19 protein-coding genes and 2 pseudogenes are annotated in these 18,281 nt (G+C 57.5%); 15 read left to right on the top strand and 6 right to left on the bottom strand.

What is annotated here, in order from left to right:
* Nucleotides 1-11: 11 nt before the first annotated feature.
* From spoIIIAC to ADH66_RS07545, 10 genes are all read left to right on the top strand, one after another.
* Nucleotides 12-206: a stage III sporulation protein AC gene (spoIIIAC, locus tag ADH66_RS07500; RefSeq protein WP_066533875.1), complete on the top strand. Its 195-nt coding sequence runs from the start codon at nt 12-14 to the stop codon at nt 204-206.
* A complete protein-coding gene (locus ADH66_RS07505; protein WP_066533873.1) occupies nt 203-421 on the top strand; it encodes a stage III sporulation AC/AD family protein in 219 nt (72 codons plus the stop codon). The genes spoIIIAC and ADH66_RS07505 overlap by 4 nt, the downstream gene beginning before the upstream one ends.
* The gene (locus tag ADH66_RS07510) at nt 418-1,524 is read left to right on the top strand and encodes a stage III sporulation protein AE (RefSeq protein WP_066533872.1); all 1,107 of its coding nucleotides are present in this window, start codon (nt 418-420) and stop codon (nt 1,522-1,524) included. The genes ADH66_RS07505 and ADH66_RS07510 overlap by 4 nt, the downstream gene beginning before the upstream one ends.
* Nucleotides 1,525-1,542: 18 nt before the next feature.
* Nucleotides 1,543-2,007, top strand: coding sequence for a hypothetical protein (locus ADH66_RS07515; protein ID WP_066533869.1), 465 nt, complete (start codon nt 1,543-1,545; stop codon nt 2,005-2,007).
* Nucleotides 1,997-2,554, top strand: a complete 558-nt coding sequence (locus tag ADH66_RS07520; protein ID WP_066533866.1) for a hypothetical protein — start codon at nt 1,997-1,999, stop codon at nt 2,552-2,554. Before ADH66_RS07515 ends, ADH66_RS07520 begins: the two co-directional genes overlap by 11 nt.
* Before the next feature lie 55 nt (nt 2,555-2,609).
* On the top strand, nt 2,610-3,182 hold the full coding sequence (locus tag ADH66_RS07525; RefSeq protein WP_084384170.1) for a SpoIIIAH-like family protein: 573 nt from the start codon (nt 2,610-2,612) through the stop codon (nt 3,180-3,182).
* 178 nt (nt 3,183-3,360) lie between these two features.
* Nucleotides 3,361-4,137: a ClpP family protease gene (locus tag ADH66_RS07530; protein ID WP_066533862.1), complete on the top strand. Its 777-nt coding sequence runs from the start codon at nt 3,361-3,363 to the stop codon at nt 4,135-4,137.
* Between the two features lie 65 nt (nt 4,138-4,202).
* On the top strand, nt 4,203-5,144 hold the full coding sequence (locus ADH66_RS07535; RefSeq protein ID WP_066533860.1) for an undecaprenyl-diphosphate phosphatase: 942 nt from the start codon (nt 4,203-4,205) through the stop codon (nt 5,142-5,144).
* 50 nt (nt 5,145-5,194) lie between these two features.
* Nucleotides 5,195-7,906, top strand: coding sequence for a DNA translocase FtsK 4TM domain-containing protein (locus tag ADH66_RS07540; RefSeq protein ID WP_066533858.1), 2,712 nt, complete (start codon nt 5,195-5,197; stop codon nt 7,904-7,906).
* Nucleotides 7,907-8,086: 180 nt separating this feature from the next.
* Nucleotides 8,087-8,392 carry a S41 family peptidase gene (locus tag ADH66_RS07545; RefSeq protein WP_066533856.1) on the top strand — a complete coding sequence of 102 codons (306 nt, stop codon included), beginning with the start codon at nt 8,087-8,089 and terminating at the stop codon, nt 8,390-8,392.
* Here ADH66_RS07545 and ADH66_RS07550 read toward each other — a convergent pair.
* From ADH66_RS07550 to ADH66_RS21685, 4 genes and pseudogenes are all read right to left on the bottom strand, one after another.
* Complete coding sequence (locus ADH66_RS07550; protein WP_157130562.1) at nt 8,387-8,887, bottom strand: transposase; 501 nt, start codon at nt 8,885-8,887, stop codon at nt 8,387-8,389. The two genes, ADH66_RS07545 and ADH66_RS07550, sit on opposite strands and share 6 nt — an antisense overlap.
* Nucleotides 8,888-8,909: 22 nt before the next feature.
* Nucleotides 8,910-9,485, bottom strand: a pseudogene (locus tag ADH66_RS07555) (IS630 family transposase); the annotation flags it as partial.
* A 15-nt stretch (nt 9,486-9,500) separates the two neighbouring features.
* Entirely contained in the window at nt 9,501-9,953 is a 453-nt protein-coding gene (locus ADH66_RS07560) for a winged helix-turn-helix domain-containing protein (protein WP_084384168.1), read from the bottom strand.
* Nucleotides 9,954-10,011: 58 nt separating this feature from the next.
* A pseudogene (locus tag ADH66_RS21685) lies at nt 10,012-10,272 on the bottom strand (IS110 family transposase); the annotation flags it as partial.
* 142 nt (nt 10,273-10,414) lie between these two features.
* On the opposite strand from ADH66_RS21685, the gene ADH66_RS07570 reads away from it, so the two are divergent.
* Both ADH66_RS07570 and ADH66_RS07575 read left to right on the top strand, forming a co-directional pair.
* Entirely contained in the window at nt 10,415-11,284 is an 870-nt protein-coding gene (locus ADH66_RS07570) for a LysR family transcriptional regulator (protein WP_066533851.1), read from the top strand.
* 81 nt (nt 11,285-11,365) lie between these two features.
* Nucleotides 11,366-12,523, top strand: coding sequence for an iron-containing alcohol dehydrogenase (locus tag ADH66_RS07575; RefSeq protein WP_066533849.1), 1,158 nt, complete (start codon nt 11,366-11,368; stop codon nt 12,521-12,523).
* 107 nt (nt 12,524-12,630) lie between these two features.
* Here the strand turns inward: ADH66_RS07575 and ADH66_RS07580 are convergent, their stop codons facing one another.
* Both ADH66_RS07580 and ADH66_RS07585 read right to left on the bottom strand, forming a co-directional pair.
* Nucleotides 12,631-13,674, bottom strand: a complete 1,044-nt coding sequence (locus tag ADH66_RS07580) for a response regulator (protein WP_066533846.1) — start codon at nt 13,672-13,674, stop codon at nt 12,631-12,633.
* Nucleotides 13,675-13,720: 46 nt separating this feature from the next.
* A complete protein-coding gene (locus ADH66_RS07585) occupies nt 13,721-14,980 on the bottom strand; it encodes a sensor histidine kinase (RefSeq protein ID WP_066533842.1) in 1,260 nt (419 codons plus the stop codon).
* A 21-nt stretch (nt 14,981-15,001) separates the two neighbouring features.
* Between ADH66_RS07585 and ADH66_RS07590 the strand changes: the two genes are divergently transcribed.
* From ADH66_RS07590 to ADH66_RS07600, 3 genes are all read left to right on the top strand, one after another.
* On the top strand, nt 15,002-15,304 hold the full coding sequence (locus ADH66_RS07590; RefSeq protein WP_157130561.1) for an ABC transporter permease family protein: 303 nt from the start codon (nt 15,002-15,004) through the stop codon (nt 15,302-15,304).
* 67 nt (nt 15,305-15,371) lie between these two features.
* A complete protein-coding gene (locus tag ADH66_RS07595; RefSeq protein ID WP_066533838.1) occupies nt 15,372-17,045 on the top strand; it encodes a type 2 periplasmic-binding domain-containing protein in 1,674 nt (557 codons plus the stop codon).
* Nucleotides 17,046-17,139: 94 nt separating this feature from the next.
* Nucleotides 17,140-17,919 (top strand): MBL fold metallo-hydrolase, encoded by a 780-nt coding sequence (locus tag ADH66_RS07600; RefSeq protein WP_066533836.1) that lies wholly within the window; start codon nt 17,140-17,142, stop codon nt 17,917-17,919.
* Nucleotides 17,920-18,281 lie beyond the last annotated feature (362 nt).

Here is an 18,281-nt window from a genome sequence, read left to right on the forward strand (position 1 = left end):
GGCCGAAAGCAATGGAAGTGGAGCTCATCTTCAAGATAGCCGCCATAGGCATAATCGTGGCGGTCTTAAACCAGCTGCTTATCCGCTCGGGTAGGGAGGAGCAGGCCCTTATGACCACGCTGGCGGGGCTTATCGTGGTGCTGATGATGATAATAAACGAGATAGACGCCCTGTTCCAGGCCATCAAGACCACCTTCCAGCTATGAATATGGAGGGAATTTTTGAGCTTTGTATGTCGGTAATGCTGAAGGCCGTGGGACTGACGGTGGTGGGAGAGCTTGCCGTCCGGCTGTGCAAGGACGCGGGGGAGAGCGCCCTGGCCTATGCTGTACAGCTGGGAACGCGGGCAGCGGTGCTGGGGGCGGCAATGCCGGTTCTCTCGAAGCTGTTTGAATTTCTGGGAGAGATCATGAGCCTATGAGAGCAGGAAAGGTAAAAAAGCTTTTAATTTTTGTGCTGGCGTTTGCGGCGTTTATGGTGTTGTGCCCATCGCCGGCCCGGGCCCAGGGCGGCGAGATATATGAAAAAAGCGGGGCCCCGGGGCTTTTCGACAGCCTGGACGACGAGACCAAGGAACTGCTCCGGGGTCTTGGGGTGGACGGCGGCCAGGTGACCGGCGGGCTATCGGGAGAGAGGATATTTGGGATGGTATCCACCCTTCTGCGGGACAAGCTTTCAGCGCCCCTTAAAGCTCTTGCGGCAATTCTGGGGGTGGCGGCGCTTTGCAGGCTGGCGGACGGCATTTCAGAGGGCGAAGGCATTGCCCCGCTGGTGGGAGCCGCGGCCTGCGGGCTGATACTATCCGCGCCGGTGCTGGGACTGCTCACTGGGTGCCAGCGGGTGGCGGGGGCCGCGTCGGCGTTTTTGACGGCGGCGGTGCCGGTGTACGCCGGGCTTCTTGTGGCCGGCGGGAATCTTGCCACAGGCGGCGGCTACAGTTTCCTCACGATGCTGGCGGGGGCGGCGGTGCCCGTTCTGGCGGGAGGCGTGTTTCTTCCTCTGCTGCAAATCTATCTGGGATTATCAGTGGCTGGGGCGGTCTCCGGCACAGAGCTGGGCGGGCTGGCCGAGGCGCTGTACAGACTGGGCAAATGGGCGCTGACAGTCCTTGTGACCCTTTTCGCCGCCATACTCTCTGTACAGACCGCTGTGAACGCCCAGGTGGACGCGGCCGCAGGAAAGGCCGCGAAGCTGGCCCTGTCCGCTGGAGTACCCATAGTGGGCGGGGCCCTTGGGGACGCGGTGGCCGCCATACAGAACAGCGTACATATCGTAAAATCCGGGACGGGGGCTTTTGGCATACTGGCCGCGATGTGCATCTTTGCCCCGGCCATGGCTGAGTGCGCCCTGTGGGCGGGGGTGTGCATGATAGGCAAGGGATTTGGAGAGCTGTTCCGGGTTAAAGCCATAAGCGCTCTTATGGAGGCGGCGGTTTCCACGGTGAAAATGGTGCTGGCCCTTTTGGGCAGTATATGCGCCGCATGCGTTGCCAGCGCGGCGGCTGTGCTGCTGGCCGGCGGATAATAGAAAGGAGGTACCGTTATGGCAGACACTTTGCGGGCGGCGGGCGCGATGTGCGGCGTGCTCATTGCCGCCGGGCTGGTTTCCAGGCTATGTCCGAAGGATAAGATGCTGGGCTTTGTCCGTGGGCTTGTGGCGCTGGCGCTGATAGCTTCGCTCTGCGCGGCGGTGATATCGGTGGACTGGGAGTGGCCTGTGGCTCCTGATGAAATGGGAGAAAACCAAGAGCTTAACGAGTATATGGAGGACCAATACATCGCCGCTGCCCGGGAGGAGGTAGAAAGTTATATAAAGGGGCTTTTGGCTTCGGCCGGGATCGAGGCGAAAAAAATCCGCGCGGATATCCATATAACTGAGGATAACAGCATATCATGTACAAAGGCCAGCTTGACTTTCGCCTTTGACAGCGAGGCCAGGCGCGCCCGGGCCCTGCTGGAAAGCGTGCTGGAGGGCGTACCTCTGGAGGTGACGGCGGATGGGGCTTGATAAGCTTGGGTTTAAAACGCCGGAGCTTGGAAAACTCAAGGGCTGGCTCCAGAACGCCGCGAAGGACCGAAGGCTGGTGAGGGCTGCCGTTATCCTGGGCATGGCCGGCATTGTGCTCATATGGCTTTCAAGCCTGTCGCCCCGAGAGGAGCCCGCTGCGGAGGCCCCGGAGAGCTCCTCCCCGCAGGTTACAGGCTCTCAGTACCGGCAGGAACTGGAGGAGGACCTGTGCCGCATAGTCCGGGCGGTGACCGGCGAGCAGAACCCCCAGGTGATGATAACCCTTGAGGATTCCGGCAGCGGCGTATATGCCGCCGACAGCCGGGAGGGCGGTGGCCAGCGGGAGAGCTCTTACGTCATCATCAAGGACAACGGCGGTTCTGAGCACGGCCTGGCCCTCGAACAGCGGCAGCCCCGGGTACAGGGGGCGGTGATAGTCAGCCGGGCGGCGGGAGACCCCGCTGTGCGGGAAAAGCTGGTCAATGCCGCCCGGGCCCTGCTGGGGGTCTCAGCGGGGCGGGTCTGCGTGGTAGACGGAGCAGAATAGTTAACACTTTGTGTTAACTATGGCGAAATTATCAAAGTAAAAGGTGGGTCATTCAATGATGAAGAAGCTAGGAAGAAAGCAGTTAGTTTTGGCGTCTCTGGTGCTGGCGCTGGGGGCAGCGGTGTATCTGAACTGGCAGTTCGCCGGGACAAACAAGCTGCCTGTGGGCGATGGCGCCGGGGACACAAGCAGCCAGCTGGGGGCGGCCCAGCTGGTGAACAACGCCTATGTGGAGACGGTCTCCGACGACCTTCTGGGCTCGGAGCAGGCCAACGCCTCCGCCGACAGCTTTGCCGAGGCCCGCATGAACCGCCAGGCCTCCCGGGACGAGGCGCTGGAGCTTCTTGATAAGGTGCTCGAGGACGTAGAGGCCGACTCTGAAGCCAAGAAGGCCGCCGTGGACGAAGCGTCCGCCATGGCCCAGAGCATCCTGAAGGAGACCAACGTGGAGGGGGTCCTAAAGGCAAAGGGCTATGAGGAATGCGTGGCGTACATAGCACAGGAGCAGTGCAGCGTTTTGGTCTCCGGGGACCTGGGGGACAGCGATATGCTCATTATCCAGGAGGCCGTTATGGAGCAGACCGGGCTCTCTGCGGACAAAATCAAAATTATCGGCGGAGGGAAATAAGCTGGTGGGGGGCTTCGGCCCCTCATTTTTCTTACGAATTTTTTTCATTTATTTTTCATGGCTCCACGGACTTGCCCAATAGGGAAAAAAGTGGTATAATATTCGCTGTGGCCTAGTACGGCGGTATGTTTAGCGGCAAAATGGGCACACTTTCTGATACAAAGGAGAGTGCTGCGCTATGAAAAAAGACGTATCAAAGAAGACCAGTGTAAAGGCCGTGAAGAACTCCGGCGAGGAGCAGGAGGCCCCGGTCCAGGACGGCTGGAACGACCAGCAGAAGCAGATAAACGAGAGCGGCTCGGTGGTGACCCACAACCATGGGCATACCATACACTGCCTTACCATCATCGGCCAGATAGAGGGACACTATATTTCCCCCTCCCAGAACAAGACCACCAAGTATGAGCACGTGATACCTCAGATAGTGGCCGTGGAGGAGGACCCGGAGATAGACGGCCTTTTAATGCTCCTGAACACCGTGGGCGGCGACGTGGAGGCGGGGCTTGCCCTGGCGGAGCTGGTGGCGGGCATGAAGAAGCCCACTGTCTCCCTGGTGCTGGGGGGCGGCCACTCCATCGGGGTGCCCCTGGCTGTGGCGGCGAAGAAGTCCTTTATCGCCGAGTCCGCGTCCATGACCATACACCCGGTGCGTATGAACGGCCTGGTGCTGGGCATACCCCAGACCCTGGAATATTTCCAGCGTATGCAGGACCGCATTACTAACTTCGTCACCCAGAACTCCAACATCACCAAGGAGCGCTTCACCACCCTCTCCATGAACACCCAGGAGTTGGTGATGGATGTGGGCACGGTCTTAGACGGCCCGGACGCGGTGGAGGAGGGGCTTATCGATTCCCTTGGCTCCCTCTCGGACGCCATGGACTGTCTGAACTCCATGATAGACAAGGAGAAAAAGAAGCGCAGGCCCGGGCGGCCCAAAAAGAAACAAGACTGAAATAAGGCGGCGTTATAGTAAACGCGGGACCGCGTTAACTATGTCCGCCTACATAAGGAGAAACCATGACAATATTTGACGCGATACTCCAGGGCGTTATACAGGGCGCCACGGAATTTCTGCCGGTCTCAAGCTCCGGCCATCTGTCCATTTCCCAGCATATCTTCGGCATAGAGCTGCCGGGGATACTGTTTGACGTTATGCTGCATTTGGGCACGCTGATAGCGGTGGTATTCGTGTACCGCAAGCTTATCTGGCGGCTGCTTAAAGAATTTGGGCTGCTCATAGCCGACCTGTTCCGGGGCCGATTTAAATGGGGCGAGATGAACGGTGACAGGCGGCTGATATTCATGCTGGTGATAGGCCTATTGCCTCTGTTCCTGCTGTTTTTGCCCATACCGGGCACGGATATGAAGATAAAGGACCTGTCGGAGCAGCTTGCCTCGGACAGCAGTATTTTAGTAGAGGGCCTGGCCCTCCTGGCCACAAGCTTAATGCTGTTCCTGGGTATACTTGCCAGCCGCCGCACAGCCGCCTCCAGGGCCCCCGGAAAGCACTGGGCCAGGGGGGCAAAGGCCGGGCGCACCCAGTACACTGTGGCGGACGCCGTTATAACCGGCGTGACCCAATGTCTGGCGGCGGTGTTCCCGGGGCTCTCCCGCTCGGGCTCCACTATGTCCGTGGGGCTCATGCGGGGCATAGACCAGCAGACGGCTCTTGACTACTCCTTTGTGCTGGGTATACCGTCAATAGCCGCAGCGGCCCTGCTGTCCATAAAGGACGCGGGCGCAGAGGGGGAGGCCATCGGCACGGTGACGCTGATAGTGGGAGTGATAACCGCGGCTATCGTGGGCTTTTTGGCCATTAAGCTTCTCAAATGGATAGTCACCACGAATAAGCTGAGTATCTTTGCTGTTTACACACTTATCGCGGGGCTGGCGGTGACAGGCATTGCGCTGTACGAGATGAGCACAGGGCAGAACCTTTTTACCGGCAAGCCGCTTTAGAACCATAAATTAAGAGACGTTAAAAACCGAGGGATAGGGAGGAAGGTCAGTTGTCCGAACAAAAAAAGCCATCAACCGGGAGCACCCAGGCTAAACGCGGCGGGGGTGCACGAAGCACAGCCAAGAAACGCGCGCCTGCTACAACCGCGCAGAGCAAGCCGGCCGGGAATAAGAAAGCCGGGGCCAGGAAACACGCTCCGCCGAAGCCCACCGCCGAGGAGATCCGGCAGAAGAATCAGGTGCGGGCGGTGGTGCTGTTTGCCTGCGCCATCTTTATCGGGTGCCTGACAATATTTGAGGGCGACAGTCTTTGGGAATGGGCCCATAACGCTATTTTGGGGCTTTTCGGCGGCTGGGCCATGCTTTGGCCTATTTTGATGATATACGTGGCGGTTATAACCACACTGGACCGGCCCATGGGCTCTATAAGCGGGAAGGTATGGCTGACGGCGGTGGTGATACTGCTGTTCTGCGCCACAGGCTTCATCTTCGGCGGGGCAAAGATATCCGACGGCCTCTCCGTCTTCGATTACATAACCGCCCTATACCGCACCAACGCGGGCGTCGGCGGCGGCGTGATGGGCGGGCTTCTGGGCCAGCTGCTCATAAGCGCGGCGGGGAAGACCGGCGCGAAAATAATAATCCTGCTGCTGCTGTTCGTCAGCGTGATGATACTCACCGGCACCACCCTTATCGGCCTGTTCCGAACCATCAAGAAGCCGGTTGAAGTGGTGAACGAGGGCCTCCAGACCGCCCGCCAGCGCCGGGAGGAGGAGCGGGTGATACTTCAGGAGGACTGGGAGGCCCGCTCCGCCATCGATGTGCCTTTAGAGCCCTCTATACCCATGGGGTCCGCCGCCAGCGGCTCCAACGCCCTGTTCCCGCCGGTGGAGCCCAGGAAAAAGCAAAAGCGCAGCGAGAAGCTGGATAAGCTGGAGAAGGTGTTTGGTATAGAAGCACCCCGGCCCGAGCTTCAGCCCGTGCCGGAGGAGAAGCCCGAACCCGAGGAGGCCCCCGAGGACCGTCTCCCGGCAAACCCGGTATTCTCCCCGAACCCGCCCGCGCCAATTATAGACGAGCCGGAGCCCCAGCCAGAGGAGGTTTCCCCAAAGCAGGAGGAGAGCGCGCCCGAACCCGAGAAGGAGCCAGAGCTCGATATCCCCATGCCGAAGCCGCGTATGCAGGAGCCCGAGCCCCGCCAGGCCACCCCACAGGAGAACGCCCTGTATCAGGCCCTGGACCAGCTCCAGACCCCGGGAAGCTACTGTTTCCCGCCCATTACAATGCTGGCCATGAGCCCCCAGGCCGACCGGGCCAAGGAGACCGAGGAGCTCCAAACAAACGGGAAGATACTGGTGGACACCTTAAACAGCTTCGGGGTCAGCACAAAGATAATGGATATCTGCCGGGGCCCGTCGGTCACCCGGTATGAGATACAGCCTGCAGCGGGGGTGAAGATAAGCAAGATAACCTCCCTCTCCGACGACCTGGCCCTGAACCTTGCGGCCACAGGCGTCAGGATAGAGGCCCCAATACCCGGCAAGGCGGCGGTGGGCATAGAAGTGCCCAACCGCTCCCGCAGCTCGGTGCGCATGAGGGACCTGGTGCAGTCCAACGCCTTCCAGACCTCAAAGAGCAAGCTCTCCGTGGCCCTTGGCCGGGACATAGCCGGCCAGCCGGTGGTGGCCGACCTTGCCCGGATGCCCCATATACTTATAGCGGGCACTACGGGTTCCGGTAAGTCTGTATGTACCAACTCCATGATAATCAGTATGCTCTATAAGGCCAGTCCCGACGAGGTGCGTTTCCTGATGATAGACCCCAAGGCGGTGGAGCTCACCGGCTATAACGGCCTGCCCCATATGCTGGTGCCCGTGGTCACCGACCCCCATAAAGCGGCGGGAGCCCTGGGCTGGGCAGTGAACGAGATGATGAAGCGCTATAAGATATTCTCAGAGAACAACGTCCGTAACCTCCAGGGCTATAATAACCTGGCCGAGGCCCAGAACTATGAGGACGGGAACGGCCAGCCCATGCCCGCCATGCCCCAGATAGTTATTATAATCGACGAGCTGGCGGACCTGATGATGGCCACCCCCAAGGAGGTGGAGGACTCCATCTGCCGTCTGGCCCAGCTGGCCCGGGCCGCCGGTATGCACCTGGTGGTGGCCACACAGCGTCCCTCGGTGGACGTGGTCACCGGCCTTATCAAGGCCAATATCCCCAGCCGCATAGCCCTGACCGTCTCCACGGCGGTGGACTCCCGCACCATTATCGATACCGTGGGCGCGGACAAGCTGCTGGGCCAGGGGGATATGCTCTTCGCCCCGGTGGGCAGCAACAAGCCCCTCCGGGTCCAGGGCTGCTATGTGTCGGACGAGGAGATCTCCTCCATAGTGGAGTTTGTGAAGAAGACCAAGCAGATGGAGTACGATACTGAGATCATCGAGGAGATTGAGCGCAACGCCGCCAACACCGGCGACCAGAAGGAGGACGACGGCGAGCGCTCCGGCGAGACCGACCCCATGATGGACGAGGCCATCAAGGTGGTGGTGGAGGCAGGCCAGGCCAGCACGTCACTGTTACAGCGGCGGCTGCGCCTGGGCTATGCCCGGGCCGGGCGGCTTATCGACGAGATGGAGCAGCTGGGCATAGTGGGCCCCCACGAGGGTTCCAAGCCCCGCCAGGTGCTTATGACCTATACCCAGTGGCTGGAGCGCAATATGCAGAAGCCCGACCAGCCTGACGACAGCGAGGAGTAGACGTTAAAAGAATATGCCAAAGGAGGCCGAAACTTCTTTACGGAGTGTCGGCCTTATGGCTATCATAGAGAACTTTTATCTATTCTACTTTGCCCCTCCCTCTTAGACTGGGCCGGGTGCGGCTATAGCGAGGCCTATGTCCTCACCGGCCGGATAACGGCCTCGGCGGCGATTTTCTGTATGTCTGTGTTCAAGGCAGAGTTAGGGGCCACAGTCGTGGGCGCGCCCACGGGCCAATTTACAAAGTTTTTCTGCCCCAGAGGAATGAATACCGATATAGTTCTGCCAAACTCACAGATAACCGTCCAGGTATCTGGCACTTGGCACGAGGTAGAGGGGCTCATGGAGCCTGTCTATGATGACGAGGGGAAACTCTATGAACGGGAGAACACAGTGCTGCCGGACGTGTTTGTGGAGCAGGATATAGAGGACCTGCGCCTTGGGAAGGACAGTCTGATGGAGTGGGTTTGGAGGCGGGGGTTATGAGGGTATTCCGCAGCATTTCCTGGATAGAAACCGGGTGCCAATTTCTTGTCGGAGTGACCAACTATAAAAAGTCAATAGGAAAATGCAGGAAATTTTGAAGAGAAGAAAAAGCACAGCAAAGCAAGCCCTCGTAAGAGGACTAATGGAAAGCAGAGAAAAAAGAAGGTTTAACGGATAAGAGCCGTGTTTAACCCTATGGCCTGTAGACTCAGATTGTCCTGACTGGAAGTGTCCAGGCTCCAAACCGGCAAAGGAGAGCATTTTTGAGGGGTTCTGGAGCTTGCTGAAATCCCCAGACTCCGAGAGGAGGATAGCGGCGGACAGTTCGCCGATGCCGGGCAGGGAAAGGCAGGGCGGATCGATACCCCGAATACACTCTTTGATTTGATTGTCCAGATGATCCACCTTGGAGTTGAACTGGTCATACAGCTCCAGCAGGATCAGCATCAGATCGATCAGGTAATCGCAGGAGGAGCCGACCGTGTTTTTTGCCAAGGCCTTGAGTTGAATAAAGTTATTACCCCCGAACAAGAATATAGGAAATCTGATTATGTTGAAAGAAAGCGGAGACCTTATCGGGAGAATGTTGTAAGGCTCGCATGAAGGAAGCGGTTTTATGGCGGATATCGCATTGGGTTCGAGGTAAGTCGCCGGAATGGACGGAGAGCTTCAGCGCGTGATTGAGATATTCGTCCGGATTGCTCTCTGGGGCATAGGGCGGCAAAAAGAACAGCTCTATTTTGTCCCGATGCTTGTCCAGCCAGACTGCAGCTTTCTTCCCATGGTGCACCTTTAAGTTGTCCAAAATCAGGAAAACTTTTCGTTTGGAGGTTCGAACCAGCCGGTCCATAAATTGGATCAGCCGCTGCTGGTTCATGGAAGCCTCATACAGCATAAAGCGAATGTCCCCCTGCCTGCTCAAGGCGGAAAGCATATTCAGCCGCTCTCTTTTCGTCTCCACCGGCAGGACCGGAGGCTGCCCTTTGGGCGCAAACCCACGCTCACAATTCGAGCCGTTGTCGATCCCGGTCTCGTCTCCCCAGTAAATCACAGCGTTTTCTTCCCTGGCCCGCTGGGCGATGGCCGGATATTCCTCCTCGCGCCACTTTTAGACACGCGAAGGATCCTGCTTCCGGGCGCGCTTGACCGGACGCTGGCAAGTCAAGCCCCAGCGCCGCATATAGTCCGACACACTGCCGTCCGACATCTTCTTCCGATACTTTTTCCAGACGTATGCGCACACCTTCTTCAGCGTCCACAAACTCCCGGGAATACCGAATTCCTCTGGGCGGCGGGTAACAATCGTTTCCCGTATTTCCTCCTGTTCCTCCGATGTCAGCAACATGTGGGTTCCTTTCCGGAACCCCCGTTTCTTCGGTTCTAAGGAACTTTCGCCCTCCCGCTGATACGCCGTCCATATTTCGCTGGCGCGACACTGCCGTACTCCGGTTAATTCCTCTATTTCTTTCCCGGTTTTCCCCATCTTTTTGAGGCGTACGACCTGCCGGCGTATCTGCTTGAGTTCTCCACTTTTCAGTTTTCGTAAATCTATGTATTCCATACTCTCTATTTTACCACTTTCTACTGCTTTTTTCTAGGTCGTTTTTCAGGAATAATACTCATGGTGAAGCGGCTGCGCTGGCGGACCAGGCTGATCTTGTTAGTGACTTAAGCTTGTCCATGTGGTAAAATGATGGCGGATAGGGTTTGTACTCTACCGCCATCACATAGCGGGCGATGTTCTGTGCGGAGATGGAATCATTCGTTGTGTTCCTGAGTGATTTGCTGTGAACGAATCGGAAAATCAGGAGCGGGTTGAACTCCATAAACGTGAAACCGTTGGATTCAAGGAACAGTTTCAGATTTTGCCCATAGTGACCGGTGGACTCAAGGCACTGCGGTTTGAGTCACTCCTGAACAGTCTCGCTGTAATATTTTAGAAACAAATCCGCAGTGCTTACCTGATTATACTGCAGGTAGCTACTCCTGCGGTATACCATCTTTTCGAAAAGGAGAAACATAGTGGATTTACGCGTTCTCGAATACTTCCTGATGACCGCCGAAGAAGGCAGCATCACCCACGCCGCCGAGCTCCTCCACGTCTCCCAGCCCACGGTCTCCCGTCAGCTGATGGACCTGGAGCGTGAGCTTGGCAAGACACTTTTCATCCGCACAAAAAAGAACGTCAGCCTCACAAAGGACGGCCTCCTCTTTCGTGAGACCGCCCGGGAAATTCTCGCCCTCTACCAGAAGGCCGTGCGGGAAGACACCGGCGCCGCGGAGCTCTCCGGCGAGCTGTACCTGGGCATGGGCGAGACCGGCTCGGTGCAGTTCCTGGCCCAGGAGATTGCCGCTTTTCAGAAGCTATACCCGGGCGTGCATTTCCATCTGATCTCCGAGAACGCCGACCGCATATGCGAGGATATCGAGAAGGGGCTGCTGGACGCGGGGCTTGTCATGCGCAATGTGAATCCGTCCACCTTTGAGATACTGGAGTTGGGCCTGACGGAGACCTGGGGCGTGCTGGTGCCAGAGGGCCATCCTCTTGCGAAGGAGCCGGAGGTCTCGAGCAAGCTACTCCGGCAGGAGAGGCTGATTCTACCGGAAAACACTGTGTTCAAGCAGGAACTGTTGCAGTGGCTGGGAGCGGGGGCTGAGAGCCGGGTGGGGGCCACCTACAACCTCATCTTCAACGCCTTCCCCCTGGCCCGGGCCTCGGGCGCGCTGATAGTCTGTCTGGGTGTGCCGGGGGAACGTCAGGAGGGGAGAGTTTTCCTGCCATTCAGCAGGAAAAAGACTGCCTCGGCCTCGTTTATCTGGAAGAAAAAGCCCGTGCAGAGTCCAGCGCTGGAGGCGTTCCTTGAGCACATCACTCATGCGGTTTCTGAATGATAACTCATTCAAAATAGATATTTCACATTTTAATGACCTTCTGTTATAATGTAGTCAACACAAAAACAGGAGGTTATTTTTATGAAAAACTTTTTCTATCACGCACCGGTAAAGGTACTGTTCGGCGAGGGCGGCGTAGAGCGGCATTTAGGTATGGAACTGCGGGCTTACGGCAAAAATATCATGCTGGCTTATGGCGGCGGCTCCGTGAAGCGGAGCGGGCTCTATGACCAGCTCACCGGCATTCTGGAGCAGGCTGGCAAGACCGTCATTGACTTTGGCGGCATCACCTCGAATCCCACTTATGATATGGTGCTGAAGGGCGTCGAGACCGTCAGACGGGAGAAGGTGGACTTCATTTTGGCTGTGGGCGGCGGCTCTGTTATGGACTGCGTAAAGGTCATTTCCACGGCGGCAAAGGCCTCCGGCGACTACTGGAAGCTGATTTTTGAAGACCATTACTACCCCATGAGCGGCACCCCCTGGGGCGCGATTGTAACCCTCTCCGGTACAGGTTCAGAAATGAACGGACTGGGCGGCATCAGCAATAAGGCGTTGAATACAAAGGCCACCTTGCCGGGCAGCCCCGCAAGCTTCGCCATCTGTGACCCCACCTATCTGCTGACAGTACCGCAAAAGCAGCTGGCCTCCGGAATTTTCGACAATCTCAGCCACTGCATGGAGACCTACTTCGGCCCCGGAGAGTGCGTGTCCGATGCCATGAACGAGGCCGTCATGCACGATATTATTGAGAATGCCCGGGCCTGGCGCAAGGACCCCACAAATATTGACATCCTCGGCAACCTTATGTGGGATTCGTCCCTCCCTCAGACTTTCCTCTTCAACTGTGGCAAAGAGGGCGGCTTCCAGTGCCACCCCATCGAGGCCCAGCTCTGCGCCTACACAGGGAGCAACCACGGCATGGCCCTTGCCGTTATCCACCCCAGCTACTACCGGCACATCGTGAAGGATATGCCCGAGAAGTTCGCCCGGTTCGGGCAGAGGGTGTTCGACTTAGACCCTGCCGGGAAGACCACTCAGCAGCTGGCGGACGAGGCTGTTGAGGCTGTGGCGGATTTTGTAAAGGAGCTGGGATTGGACAGCAGCTTTACGGAGCTTGGGCTGAAGGTGGACGAGGATATTCTGCGCAAGGTCGCGGAGAATTGCGGCGTGAACGAGAGTATGCCCAGGGTGCTGCCCAGGGAGGAGATTTTCCAGATGTTGAGGGAAGTCATGTAACCAAAAGGAGGAAGAACCATGAGCGGCACACGGTTCCCCAAAGGCGGGCCAAATCCCTCCGGAGCCTATTTCAATGTAAAAAAGTTGGCCTTATAAGCCACCCCTCCTTACCCCTGCCCGCCAGACCTGAACTGATCTGGTGTCCGCCCGATCTTTCGCCGGAATATCCTTCCGAAATAGCTGTAGTCGTTGAACCCCACCGCCGCGGCGATCTCCTTTATGCTCATATGGCTCTCCTCCAGAAGCAAACAGGCATTGGAGAGGCGTATTTGGATCAGGAAATTCAGCACCGTACAGCCGGTGTGCTTTTTGAAGAGCTCGCACAGATAGGTTTCCGACAGGAAGAAATGGGTCGCCAGGCGGCCGAGAGAGATGTTCTGGGCGAAGTTTTCCCCGAGATACGCCTGAACTCCGGCGGTAATGGGATGGGGCGAATAGGTAAACCCTCCGTTAAAGGCCGCCAGCGCCTCGTGGAGCATATCGGGGAGCTCCTGGGCGCTTTGACGTGGCAGGCTCCAGCCGACCCTGCCTGTAAGCCCCTTCAGCGCCTGGGGTTCGGTTATGCAGAACCAGATTGAGCGGTCTACTCCCGCAAGCTCAATGGGAATCGGCGCCCACTCCCGGGGCGGTTCCCAGGAGTGGGGACGGGCTTTTTCCGTGACAATGATAAAGCACTGTCGCTCACCCCCGGGGCTGGAGGGCAGTCCGGCGGCGGCAGTAAGCACGGACTTTGAGTCCCCAAGATCCAGAGCGACGGGACCGTTTGTGCGCTTTCTGTCCAGGCGCTCCTTCAGTCGGAGGACGGTTGCGGACACCTCGCTCTGCTCCAGGGGCTTCAGGATGTACCCGGCCGCGCCGTAATTTATGGCCTTCCGCGCCACCTCAAAGTCGCTGTAGGCGCTGATGATTATAAACTCCACGTCCTGCTCCGGCTGACTTCTCACCTGGGATATGAGCTCTATCCCGCTAAGGCGCGGCATACGGATGTCTGTGCAGACTACATCCGGCTTCTGCCGCGCTATCTCCTCCAAAGCCTGAGTAGCGCTTGTACAGCGGGCGCATATTGTGAAGCCGTATTTCTCCCAATCAAGTATCTCCTCAAGGCCCGTAAGGGCCCAAGGCTCGTCGTCTACCAAAATTACACGGTACATAGCTCCTCCTTTCTCAATATGACCGACCCTTCTTTGTGTGCGGGCTTCAGGTTTGAAAGGGCGGTACCTGGGGCGATGGGGGTATTACCAGCTCCACCACCGTATAGAAGCCCTCCCTTGAGTGAAAGCGGATGTGGAAATGACTGCCGAAGGTCAGCTTCATCCGCTGGTAGATATTGTGAAGCCCGATGCTGGAGCGCCCGCCCTGAGGCTCGCTGTGCCGCATCTGCCTGTCCAGCTGACGGAGCTCCTCAGGGCTCATGCCCTGGCCGTTGTCCGCCACCCTCAAAAGCAGGAAGCCGTTCTCTTGGCGGCGGGCTTGTATGGCTACCCGGCAGCCGGACTCCCGACTGGAAAAGGCGTGGCTTATTGCATTCTCCACAATGGGCTGTAGCACCATTGAGAGAGTGGCGTGCTCCAGGGTCTCCGGGGCGGCGGATATTTTAAGGGAGTACCGCCCCGGAAAGCGGATGTTCACCACCTGGAAGTAGCTTTGCACATGGTTTAGCTCCTGGGCGAGCCTTGTCATGCTGTCCGAGTAGAGGGAGTAGCGGAAGGTGAGGGCCATGGCCGAGACCAGGGTTTCCAGCTCCCTTTCTCCACGGCTGTGGGCCATGGAGCGCATACACTCCAGCGTGTTGAACAGGAAGTGTGGGTTTATCTGGTTGCGGTAGCCCATGAACTCGGCCTGGCTCTGGGCGTTAATGGCTTGATAGAGCTTGGCCTGGGTCTCCTGCTCCTGCCGGAAGGATTGGTCGATGCGGTCAAGCATACGGTTTGCGGAGCGGGCAATGAGCTGCAGCTCCACCAAGGGCGGCTCATGTATATGTTCAGTGAGCCCCTGCTCCCAGGCGAGGCAGTTCAGATCCATGGTGATCTGCCCGATGCTCTTGTTCACTGACTGCAGAAGGAAGATAAGCAACAGGGACATGAGCAGTACCATAGCAAAAATCGGGATGAGCCAGGGAGTGAGGGAGTGGAAAAGCTTTGAGATTATCTCCTTTTCCGGCACGAAGTGTATAAACTCCCAGTGCCTCTCAGGCATGGATACGCGAGTGGTAAGGTAGCGCCCGCCGCGCCTGCTCACCGAGCCATGCCCCTGTGGTATCTCCGGGAGCATATCCAGCTCGTTTTCGTCAAGCTCTCTTGTGGATGAAATGATGCTACCGCCGTACAAGAGAGCGGTGGCGGCTTGGCCCTCACCCTCAATAGCCGCCGCGTAGCGGGTGAGGGCGCTCATGTCACAGAGCACCCCGGCGATTATCCTGTTGGAGGTGTAGGGCGGGGAGGTGCTGAAAATTGGCACACAGTAGTGTTGCCTCTTTCCATGCCCATAATCACCACGGTGCTGCTGTTCTATTCGGTGGACAAGTGGAACGAGTGGTTCAACGCCATGGTCTTTATCAGAAGCGCGGATATACAGCCCCTGCAGAATGTGCTTCGCTCCATGATAGTGGACTCCCAGGCCATGGGCGAGGCCAGCGCTCTGGTGTCCATTGAGGACAGGCCCTTCACCAGCGGCATAAAGATGGCGGCGGTGGTGGTAACCATGGTACCCATAATGTGTATATACCCATTCCTGCAAAAGCATTTTGCGGCGGGAGTCATGGTGGGAGCCATCAAGGCATAAGGCCGGAGGGCCGGGAGACCGGCCTGGCAGATATAATCAAGACATTAAAGAAAGGATGAAAATCAGTATGAAGCTAAAGAAACTGACAGCTCTGCTGCTGTGCTTGGCGTTGGTACTTTCACTGGCGGCATGCGGCGGAAACAACGAGTCCTCAACCTCCTCGAAAACCGAGGAGTCCTCCTCGGAGAGCTCCTCTGCCGAAGACAGCAGTGCTCTCGAGGAGAGCGGCACCTCCACCGAGGGCGGCGACTGGTTCGAGGGCAAGGATTTCAGTGAAAAAATGACCATCACCCTAGCCTCCGTGCAGATAGAAGACGGCTATGACTACACCGCCGGAGACGACTGGGTCAAGTCCTGGACTGACCGCTTCAACGTGGAGTGGGACATCATTCCCCTCACCTGGGACAACTGGGCCGAGCGCCTGCGCATCTGGATTAACTCCGACGATATGCCGGAGATGGCCGTATGGAACTACGTCAACGGCGAGGCCGCCAACTACGCCAGCCAGGGCCTTGTCAAGCAGCTGCCCGACGGCTGGAAGGACAAGTACCCGAACCTTGCCAAGGCCAACAGCGACTGCCCCATGAGCGAGATGGCCGAGGAGAACTTCGGCGGCGACTTCTACCTTTTCCGCCCCATCTACTCCAACAACCGTCCCACTGAGAAGCTTGCCACACATATGTCCCTGTTCCTTCGCAAGGACTGGGCAGAGGCGGCTGACGTGGAGATAAGCCGTGTTATGAAGGTAAGCGAGATCATGGACTATCTTGCGAAGGTGAAGGAGAAGAATCCGGGTAATGTCAGCGGCGACTTCTACCCACTGGTTACAACCTCCGGCAACCTTGCACAGTTTGTTGGCGCATACAACTACCACGGCTCCAGCCTGCCCTTCTATCTTGGCGAGGACGGCCAGTATCACTGGAACGCGGCAGACCCTGAGACCCTCGAAGCTCTGAAGGTGCTCAACAAGGCGTACACCGATGGGCTCCTCCACCCTGAGTTCTATACCTTCCAGGAGCCTGATGACCACGGCACCTTCTACACCACCGGCACCTCCGCGGCTACCATTGCGGGCGGCATGGTGTCCACCTTGGCTGAGTTTGAACAGCATATGCGCGCCGACCTGGGTGTGGAGTTTTTAGATGTAGCTGAAATCGTCACCATCGCCGACGAGGACGGCAACTTCCACGGCACTCCCCTCACAAACTTCTGGGGCGCAAACATCTTCTCACCCCATATCGACGACGCGAAGCTTGACCGTATCCTCTCCATGCTGGACTATTCCTGTACCGACGAGGGCCAGCTTGAGATACGCTGCGGTATAAAGGGCGTTGACTGGGACTTCGACGAGAAGGGCGAGCTCTATTCCAACCTGGGTCCCGACGAGAACCTCTGGGATAAGTACGCGCTGATGCCCGTATATGTAAACATGATGGTGCTCTCTGACGATTTCATGTTCCAGAACCCCTCCTATAAGCAGGAAATCAGGGATAAGGTAAAGCAGATACATATTGACCATCAGGAGAACTCCACGGACAAGACCTTCCCCATGGAGCCCGATTGGAACGTGGAACTGCACGACTCCCAGGCTCTGAACCTGGCCTCCATGGAGTACGGCGACGAGTACGCGGCCCTCATCGTTAAGGCTGGGGACATCGAGGCCAACTGGCAGGCGTGGGTCAACGAGAAAATGCCCACCATCCAGCCAGTTCTGGACGAGCTGAACGAAAAGCTGGGCTAAGCCTATAAACACGAAAGGGCCGTAAAAACGCGGCCCTTTCAATTTATAATTAAGTATGATATAATTAGAAAAATACCCATAAGGAGAGACTAGAATGAACGAACTTACCATAACCCAGCTCCAAGACAACATCTGGAATTTCACCGAGCACGCCCCCGGCACCGCTGTGGACGCATACCTTGTGATCGGCTCCCAGCGTGCGGTGATGATAGACGCCCTCCAGGAGGTCACCGGTCTCTACGCCAAGGCCCGGGAGCTCACCGATCTGCCACTTGATCTTATCCTGACCCACGGCCACTTTGACCATGCCGGGGCCTCGACACAGGAGTTTGCCGACGCCGGGTGCAAAATTTACATGGCCATGGCCGACTACCCCGTGCTCACTGGCTACAGCGGGCGGAGCTTCCCGAAGGACATCTTCACCGACCTTGCGGACGGACAGACCTTCGACCTTGGCGGCCGAGTCCTTGAGACCATAATGGTTCCGGGCCACACCCCCGGCAGTGCCCTCCTCCTTGACCGTGCCGCAGGTGTTGCCTGCTCCGGCGACAGCTTCGGCTCCGGCCCCATTTGGCTCCAGCTTCCGGACAGCCTGTCCCTTAGCAAATATCAGGAAAATCTCGAGCGGGCCATCGCTAAACTGAAGGAGCTCCCAGAGCTGTTACTGCTCACAGGTCACCGGAACCAGTCTCCGGAGCCCCTGCACATGGACTACCTTTGCGACCTGCTTGCCGCTGTGCGCGGCGTGAGGGACGGCTCTCTAAGCGGCGAGACAAAGGAGATGGAGATGCACGGCATATCCTTCCCCTTCGCAATCGTGAGCCACGGCAAGATGCTGGGCCTCTTCTACTCACCGGAGAAAATCGAGGGCTGAGCTACCGCACCCACGCCGCAATCAACAAATACACACGAATATCGAAGGGCAAACGCTCACAGGAAGTGTGAGGCTCGGATAGGAGGGCAGGCTGAAAGGCCCGCGCTTATCCGGGCCTTTTGATTGTGGCTTTAGCAAAAAAAGCCTCCGGCTTAAGGGCGTTGACATAAGAAAACATGAGAAAACCAAGTAAAATCAATGTTTTTTAAGGGCAGCGGAAAACGGGGCGGCGCAAACAAGTGAACAACAGCACAGAAAGCGGGCGATGTCGGCAAGGCATCGCCCGTTTCTGCGCCCCGGCAGACGCCGCAGATTTTGAAAAAAGTCTGCGGCGTTTTTTCATGTCCAGATACCGAAAGGAG

This window comes from Acutalibacter muris (assembly GCF_002201475.1).
GTDB classification, from domain to species: Bacteria; Bacillota; Clostridia; order Oscillospirales; family Acutalibacteraceae; genus Acutalibacter; species Acutalibacter muris.